This window comes from Caloramator quimbayensis (assembly GCF_900167605.1).
Taxonomy (GTDB): Bacteria; Bacillota; Clostridia; order Clostridiales; family Caloramatoraceae; genus Caloramator_B; species Caloramator_B quimbayensis.
Map to the genome: position 1 here is coordinate 21,855 of NZ_FUYH01000029.1, position 8,480 is coordinate 30,334.

Annotated in this window: 5 protein-coding genes; all 5 read right to left on the minus strand. The window is 34.0% G+C overall.

Going from position 1 to position 8,480, the window contains the following annotated elements; translation table 11 throughout:
• Positions 1 to 3 precede the first annotated feature (3 nt).
• Positions 4 to 1,452 (minus strand): peptidoglycan D,D-transpeptidase FtsI family protein, encoded by a 1,449-nt coding sequence (locus B5D15_RS13125; RefSeq protein ID WP_078697568.1) that lies wholly within the window; start codon positions 1,450 to 1,452, stop codon positions 4 to 6.
• A complete protein-coding gene (locus B5D15_RS13130) occupies positions 1,445 to 2,662 on the minus strand; it encodes an FtsW/RodA/SpoVE family cell cycle protein (protein WP_078697569.1) in 1,218 nt (405 codons plus the stop codon). Before B5D15_RS13130 ends, B5D15_RS13125 begins: the two co-directional genes overlap by 8 nt.
• Positions 2,663 to 2,671: 9 nt before the next feature.
• Positions 2,672 to 3,097 (minus strand): FHA domain-containing protein, encoded by a 426-nt coding sequence (locus B5D15_RS13135; RefSeq protein WP_078697570.1) that lies wholly within the window; start codon positions 3,095 to 3,097, stop codon positions 2,672 to 2,674.
• A gap of 132 nt (positions 3,098 to 3,229) precedes the next feature.
• The gene (gene uvrA / locus B5D15_RS13140) at positions 3,230 to 6,055 is read right to left on the minus strand and encodes an excinuclease ABC subunit UvrA (RefSeq protein WP_078697571.1); all 2,826 of its coding nucleotides are present in this window, start codon (positions 6,053 to 6,055) and stop codon (positions 3,230 to 3,232) included.
• A gap of 82 nt (positions 6,056 to 6,137) precedes the next feature.
• A complete protein-coding gene (gene uvrB / locus B5D15_RS13145) occupies positions 6,138 to 8,108 on the minus strand; it encodes an excinuclease ABC subunit UvrB (RefSeq protein ID WP_078697572.1) in 1,971 nt (656 codons plus the stop codon).
• Positions 8,109 to 8,480 lie beyond the last annotated feature (372 nt).

Genomic DNA, 8,480 nt, shown 5'->3' on the forward strand with positions numbered 1-8,480 from the left:
GATTTATTTTTTTAGATAGGTTTTTATCATTTCCCTGACAATACTCGCGGCAGTTCCTCCTCCAACACCCCCGTTTTCAACAATCACTGCGACCGCAATCTTAGGGTCCTGTGCTGGTGCAAAGGCAACAAACCATGAATGGGTTTCATTTTTACCTTCAACCTGTGCAGTACCTGTTTTACCTGCAACAGTTATTCCATTAATTTTAGCGTTTTTCCCTGTACCTGATTTTACAACTTCTATCATATAATCTCTTACTTTATCTGCAATTTTCTTATCTATACAATTTTTTAATACATTAGGATTTGCTTCATATAGTATATTATTGTAATCATCCCTTATCTGCTTAACGATATAAGGCTTCATCATGGTACCTTCATTGGCAATTGAAGCTGCTATTAAAGCCATATGCATAGGATTTGATGTAACTCCATGCTGTCCTATGGCATCCTGTGCTGTAAGTGCAAGGCTTTTATCGTTTTCTATCTTTATTTTCCCTACTTTTATATTTATTGAATCATATTCATCATTGAGGGGAATCTCTTTATTAAACATAAAGTTTTCAGCCATATCCTTTAATTTATCATAGCCAAGTTTCATCCCAATGCTGCCAAAAGTATAATTGCAGGATACTTTAAAGGCATTCTTAAGATTTATCTTACCATGAGACTCTTTATTATAATCATTTAATATATAATCTCCTATTTTTAGTTTTCCATTGCAGTTAAAACTATTGTTCTCGATATTATCAATATAATTTAATGCAGCTGATGCTGTAATAATTTTAAAGGTCGAGCCGGGAGGATAATACCCCTTAGCTGCTCTGTTTAAAAATGGAACTCCTGTGCTGTCGCTGTTGTATTCATCAAATTTGTCATCTATTTTTTCAGGATCAAAAGATGGCTTTGAGACCATAGATAATATTTCACCGGTTTTAGGATTTATCGCTACCGCAGCACCAATGTTGTCCCCTAAAAGGCTATAGGTTTTTTGCTGCAACTTATCATCAATGGTAAGGAAAATGTTATTACCTTTTCTTTCCTTATTCATAACAACATCTAAAAACCTTTTAAAAACACTGATAGGATTATTATAAATTAATGTTTTCCCAGACAAAACATCGTTATAAGAAAGTTCAATTCCTGATTTACCGTAAATTACGCTGCTATATCCAGTTATATGAGCATAAACCTCTCCATATTTATAATACCTTTTCTGTTTTCCATTTTGAATTCTTTTGCTGTAAACCAGAACATTACCATCTCTATCAAGAATCAGCCCTCTTAACCTTTTATTTTCTTCTGCTTTTATTCTCGGATTTGAATTATCATTTATTATTTTTTGTGATACATACAAATTAAAATAAGTAAGATAAAATATTATCCCAAAAAAGCAGATGCAAAAAAATATTATAAGTATTTTTATATTTCTAACAAGGTTTTTGTTATTCATTCTCTTTCCACCCGCTCTCAGATATTTTTTGAAGAACTCCAAGACAAATAAAATTTAAAAGCATTGAGCTTCCTCCATAGCTTACAAAGGGCAGGGTTATTCCCGTCATAGGAATCATCTTAGTAACTCCTCCTATAACAACAAATATTTGAAATGCGAGCATACTCGATATTCCAACTGCAACAAGCCTTGAATAATCATCCTTTGCATAAATTGCAGTTCTAAGTCCTCTATATACCAATAAAATGTATAAAAGTATAAGAGCAGATGCTCCTAACAGTCCAAATTCCTCACATATTGCTGAAAAAATAAAATCATTATGAACTTCTGGTATAAACTGTGGATATCCAAGACCAAGCCCCGTCCCAAAAAGTCCCCCTGCTGCAATAGCAAAAAGAGACTGACATATCTGATATCCTTTACCTGTTTTATAGGCAAAGGGGTTAAGCCATATATCTATTCTGACTTTAACATGGGGAAAAATAAAGTAGCTCGCTAATCCTCCAAGCAAAAAAATAATAACTGCAGAAAGAATATATTTAAAATTTGAAGTTCCAATATACAGCATAGTAATATAGATACCAAAAAATATAAGGCCTGCTCCGAGATCCTTTTCAACCACTAAAAGACCAATTGATATGAATACTGGAATAGATTCTTTCAATGCATCATAAAAATTTTTTATATATTTAATGGAAGATGATAGATACAAAATAAGAAAAAGCTTTGCTATTTCAGAAGGCTGCATATTAAATCTTCCTATCTGTATCCAGTTTTTCGAGCCTTTAATCTCCCTTCCTAAAAAAAGAGTAGAAGATAGAAGAACAATAGTAATTATTATATATACGTATCTTAATCTTTCAAATTTTTTAATCTCAGGTAGAAATATTACAAGAAAGATATAAGCTGCTATGCCTATCGTAAAAAAAGTTATCTGCTTAATTGCTCTAACAGGATTTTGACTGTTAAGCCTGTAAATCATAACAAGCCCAAACTGTGTTATAAAAGAAGATAATATTAAAAGATATTTATCGCCTGCAGGGAAGAAACGGCTTATTATAAAATAGGAATAAGCTATAAGGATGCAGGAGGATAGTCCCAGTATAATTGGAAGAAAATCGAACTTTCCAAAGGATATGGAAAGCTGAAAAAACATTAAAAGAGTAACTAAATATATGCTTTTTAATATTGACTTTTCTTCTTTTTTCATAGTATCCCTCTATCCTATAACTTTAAATATAATCCTTCCTATCTCAATAACATCGCCGTCTGAGATTTCCTCTACATCATCTATTTTATTTCCGTTTAAATATGTACCGTTAGTGCTTTCTAAATCCTTTAAATAAAGCCTTCCCTTTTCTATAAACAAAGTTGCATGATTTGCAGAAATAAATGGATCATTTATTATAATATGATTATCATCCTTCCTGCCTATGTTAGTAACTGTATGTAGGGGAAAAACGCTTCCTTTTGAAAGTTCTAAACTATCTGGTGCATCCTGCACCTCAAGCGCAAAACCAACATCAGCTTCTCTGCCCTTTATGCCTTTAATGTCTAAGTACATTATTTTTATAATCCTAAAAAGGATAACATAAATTATAGCAATAACAATGAATTTTATAACAAATCCAAAATAGCCTACCATATAATCACCCTTAACAAAAATCTAAGTAAATTATAACACAAAATATATTTTCTTGCAGATTATATACTAAAGTTTGGAATTTATTCATATATAGCAATAATTATTTTATTTAAAAAAAGATATTAAAGCAGATTATTCCTGCCTTAATATCTTTTTTAAATAAGAACCTGTATAGGATTTATTGCAATTAGCAACTTCTTCAGGTGTTCCAGAAACTACAACCATTCCGCCTCTGTCTCCGCCGTCTGGACCTAAGTCTATTATATAATCAGCACATTTTATAACATCAAGATTATGTTCGATTACAATAACAGTATTACCCCCTTCAACAAGCCTTTGAAGTATATCTATAAGCCTTCTTACATCCTCAATATGAAGTCCTGTTGTTGGTTCATCGAGTATATATAAAGTTTTTCCTGTACTTCTTTTTGAAAGCTCTGTAGCAAGTTTTACTCTCTGAGCTTCTCCTCCTGAGAGCTCAGTTGAAGGCTGACCAAGCTTAACATAAGAAAGGCCTACATCATAAAGTGTTTGAAGCTTATTTTTAATTCTCGGAATGTTTTCAAAGAAACTAAGTGCTTCCTCAACTGTCATGTCGAGGACTTCAGATATGTTCTTACCCTTATACTTAATCTCAAGGGTTTCTCTGTTATATCTTTTGCCCTTGCAGACTTCGCATGGTATATAAACATCAGATAAAAACTGCATTTCAATCTTTATTATTCCATCTCCGCTGCAGGCTTCGCATCTCCCTCCCTTAACATTAAAGCTGAATCTTCCTGATTTATAGCCTCTCATCTTAGCTTCAGGAGTTTGAGCGAATATCTCCCTTATATAATCAAAAACTCCTGTATAGGTCGCAGGGTTTGAGCGTGGAGTTCTGCCTATCGGTGACTGGTCTATATCGATTATCTTATCTATATTTTCAATTCCAAGTATTTCATCGTGTTCTCCCGGAAATGCTTTGCTGCCCATAACTTTTCTTGCAATACCTTTATAAAGTATCTCGTTTATCAAAGTACTTTTACCTGAGCCTGACACTCCTGTAACAACAGTCATAACTCCGAGGGGGAAATCAACATCTATATTTTTTAAATTGTTCTCCCTTGCTCCTTTTATAGTTAACCAATTTTCATTTGGAGTTCTTCTGACATCTGGTATCTCAATCTTCCTTTTCCCCGACAGATACTGCCCTGTAATAGAATCCTCACAAAGAGCAACTTCATCTACAGTTCCGCAGGCAACAATCTTTCCTCCATGGGCTCCAGCACCAGGGCCTATATCAACAACAAAATCTGCAGCTCTTATAGTATCCTCATCATGTTCAACTACTATAACAGTATTTCCAAGATCTCTCATGTGCTGCAGCGTTTCTAATAGTTTATCGTTATCCTTTTGGTGAAGTCCTATACTTGGCTCATCAAGTATATACAAAACTCCAACAAGACTTGAGCCTATTTGGGTTGCAAGCCTGATTCTCTGAGATTCTCCTCCTGATAGTGTTGCTGCAGCCCTTGAAAGGGTTAAATAATCAAGTCCAACATCCACCATAAACTGAAGTCTTGCCTTAATCTCTTTAATAATCTGTTTTGAAATAGTAATTTCTTTCTCAGAGAGATTAAGCTTATTAAAAAAGTTTAGGCTGTCCCTTACAGCCATATCACATACCTTATCTATTGAAAGGCCTCCTACTGTTACAGCAAGACTCTCTTCCCTCAGCCTTGCACCATTACATTTAGGACATTTTTTAATGGTCATATAGCTTTCTATTTCACTTCTTATATAGTCGGAATTTGTTTCTTTATATCGCCTTTCAAGGTTTGGAATTATTCCTTCAAAGGTATGGATAATCTCTCCTTTTCTAAATTCAGTATTATATTCTATTTTATATTTTTCTCCCTTATTTCCATAAAGCAATATATTAATTATATCCTCTGATAAGTTTTCTAAAGGTTCATCAAGGCTGAAATTGTAATGTTTTGCAAGTCCTGAGATTATAGAGTATGTCCAAGAATCCTCCTTAAGGCTGCTATAGGGTTTTATAGCACCTCCGTTTATTGATTTTTTTCTATCTGAGATAATTAAATCAGGAGAAAGTTCCATTAAAGAGCCTAACCCATCACACACAGGACATTTTCCATAGGGATTGTTAAATGAAAACATCCTTGGGGCAAGCTCTCCTATGCTTATACCGCAGTCGGGGCATGCAAAATTCTCGCTGAATAAAATTTCTTCACCATCTACAACGTGAATTAAAACGAGTCCCTCGGAAAGCTTCAAAGCCGTTTCTATTGAATCTGAAAGTCTTGCTTCAATTCCCTCTTTAATTACGATTCTGTCAACCACGACTTCTATGTTGTGCTTTATATTTTTTTCAAGCTTTATTTCATCGTTTATATCAACTATTTCACCATCTATCCTTACCCTTACAAAGCCATTTTTCTTAATATTTTCAAGAAGCTTTGCATGTTCACCCTTTCTTCCTCTAACAACAGGGGACAACACTATTATTTTTGTTTTTTCTCCAAGCTCTAAAACCTTATCGACTATCTGATCAAGACTCTGCTGCTTAATTTCTCTGCCGCATTTGGGACAGTGGGGAATTCCTATTCTTGCAAAGAGAAGCCTTAAATAATCGTAGATTTCTGTAACTGTGCCTACAGTTGAGCGTGGATTTTTACTGGTGGTTTTCTGATCTATTGAAATTGCCGGTGATAATCCTTCTATATAGTCAACATCCGGTTTCTCCATCTGACCTAAAAACTGCCTCGCATAGGCTGAAAGGGATTCAACATATCTTCTCTGGCCTTCAGCATATATTGTGTCAAATGCAAGGGATGATTTTCCTGAACCAGATAAACCCGTAAACACTACGAGCTTATTTCTTGGAATTTCAAGATCTATATTTTTAAGGTTATGCTGTCTTGCACCTTTTATTATTATCTTATCTTGAGACATAAGTACCTCCGCCTTATCGCTTATCTTTTGTTAAAGCGAATTATATTTAAACTTTATCTTTTATCAATTGATTTAAAAATCTTCATTTATTTTTTTCATCAATAAATTTTTTGAGTTTATATATTTTGTCTCTAATTTGTGCTGCTTTTTCAAATTCGAGGTTCTTTGCCGCTTCTTTCATATCTTTTTCAAGAGATTTCAAAAGTTCCTCGAGGCTCATTTCATTTTCAACATATTCAGCTTTATCTTCAGAAACCTTTGTTGCTTCTATTATTTCATGTACAGGTTTTATTATAGTCATTGGAATTATATTATTTTTTTCATTATACTCCATTTGTATCTTTCTTCTTCTGTTAGTTTCATTAATAGCTCTTTTCATAGAATCTGTAATATTATCAGCATACATTATTACTCTGCTTTTTGAATTTCTTGCTGCTCTTCCAATGGTTTGAATAAGTGAGGTTTCAGAGCGCAAAAAACCTTCTTTATCAGCATCCAATATTGCTACAAGAGCTACCTCAGGTATATCAAGTCCTTCTCTTAAAAGGTTAATGCCTATTAAAACATCAAAAGCTCCAAGCCTTAAATCCCTTATTATCTTCATTCTCTCTATAGTATCAATATCTGAATGCAAATATCTAACCTTTATATCGACATCCTTAAGATAATCGGTTAAATCTTCAGCCATCTTTTTTGTAAGGGTAGTAACAAGTATTCTAAAACCCTCTTTAACAGTTGATTTTATTTCAGATATTAAATCATCTATCTGCCCCTTAATAGGTCTTACTATTATCTCAGGGTCTACAAGTCCTGTAGGTCTTATAATCTGCTCAACGATTTGGCTTGAATGATTTAGTTCATATTCTGCAGGAGTTGCGCTGACAAATACGCACTGATTTATTTTTTTCTGAAATTCTTCAAACCTCAGGGGCCTGTTATCATAGGCACAGGGAAGCCTGAACCCGTATTCAACAAGATTATCCTTCCTCGATTTATCTCCCCCGTACATAGCTCTTATCTGAGGTATAGTAACATGGGATTCATCTATAAACATCAAAAAATCCTCGGGAAAAAAATCGAGAAGAGTATAGGGGGGTTCCCCGGGTTTTCTTCCGTCAAAATGCCTTGAATAGTTTTCTATTCCTGTACAGTACCCTACTTCACGAAGCATCTCAATATCATAGTTTGTTCTCTGTTTAAGCCTTTGAGCTTCGAGGAGTTTACCCTCATCTACTAAATTTTTATATCTTATTTCAAGTTCTTTTTCTATCTTAACTATAGCCTCTTCTATTTTCTCTCTCGATGCTGCATAGTGAGAGGCTGGGAAAATAGATACATGGTTTCTCTCTCCAAGTATTTCGCCAGTTAAAACATCTATTTCACATATTCTATCTATTTCATCTCCAAACATTTCTACTCTAATCGCCTTATCCGAAGATGAAGCTGGAAATATCTCAACAACATCCCCTCTAACTCTGAAGGTTCCTCTTATAAAGTTAATGTCGTTTCTTTCATATTGTATATCAACAAGCTTTCTTAGTATATCATCCCTGTCCCTTTCCATTCCTTTTCTTAAAGAAAGCATAAGACTTTTATATTCAAAGGGGTCCCCTAATCCATATATACAGGATACGCTGGCAACTATTATGACATCACGTCTTTCAAAAAGAGCAGATGTTGCTGAATGCCTTAATTTATCTATCTCATCATTAATTGATGCATCCTTTTCTATATATGTATCGGTTTGGGGTACATAGGCCTCTGGCTGATAGTAATCATAGTAGCTTACAAAATATTCAACTGCGCTGTCGGGAAAGAAATCCTTAAACTCATTGCAAAGCTGAGCCGCAAGAGTCTTATTGTGAGCAATAACAAGGGTTGGTTTTTGAACTCTTTCAATAATGTTAGCCATTGTAAAGGTTTTTCCTGAACCTGTTACCCCAAGAAGAGTTTGAAATTTATCCCCTTTTAATATTCCTTGCGTTAATTTCTCTATTGCCTCAGGCTGATCTCCTGTCGGCCTGAAATTTGATTTTATCTTAAATTCTCTCATAATCATCACCTTCGGAACATTAGTTCGATATATTGATTATATCCTTTAAAGATTTAATAGTCAACAAAATATATAATTACTCTCTATAAATTTATTTTATCCATAAAAAACTTTTGCTTTACGCTTTTATTATATTTTTAATAATCGAGTAGGAGCTGAATAATTATTTTATTCAGCGTCCTCTCACACCACCGTACGTACCGGTCTGGTATACGGCGGTTCGTTAGTTTACATGCATTTTAGAATACTGTGAGATTAGGCTTTTATAACCTAATTGATTAAAATATTCGTTAGTTAGAGTTGTTGATAGGATGTGACTGTTTGCTATATGCCAGTATCCTTTTCGGGTATTGGCATATATTTTTGCAAAAT

Bases quoted from the DNA above. Each gene is read 5' to 3' on its own strand.
- B5D15_RS13125 (WP_078697568.1), bottom strand. From the start codon at position 1,452: ATGAATAACAAAAACCTTGTTAGAAATATAAAAATACTTATAATATTT.
- B5D15_RS13130 (WP_078697569.1), bottom strand. From the start codon at position 2,662: ATGAAAAAAGAAGAAAAGTCAATATTAAAAAGCATATATTTAGTTACT.
- B5D15_RS13135 (WP_078697570.1), bottom strand. From the start codon at position 3,097: ATGGTAGGCTATTTTGGATTTGTTATAAAATTCATTGTTATTGCTATA.
- uvrA (WP_078697571.1), bottom strand. From the start codon at position 6,055: ATGTCTCAAGATAAGATAATAATAAAAGGTGCAAGACAGCATAACCTT.
- uvrB (WP_078697572.1), bottom strand. From the start codon at position 8,108: ATGAGAGAATTTAAGATAAAATCAAATTTCAGGCCGACAGGAGATCAG.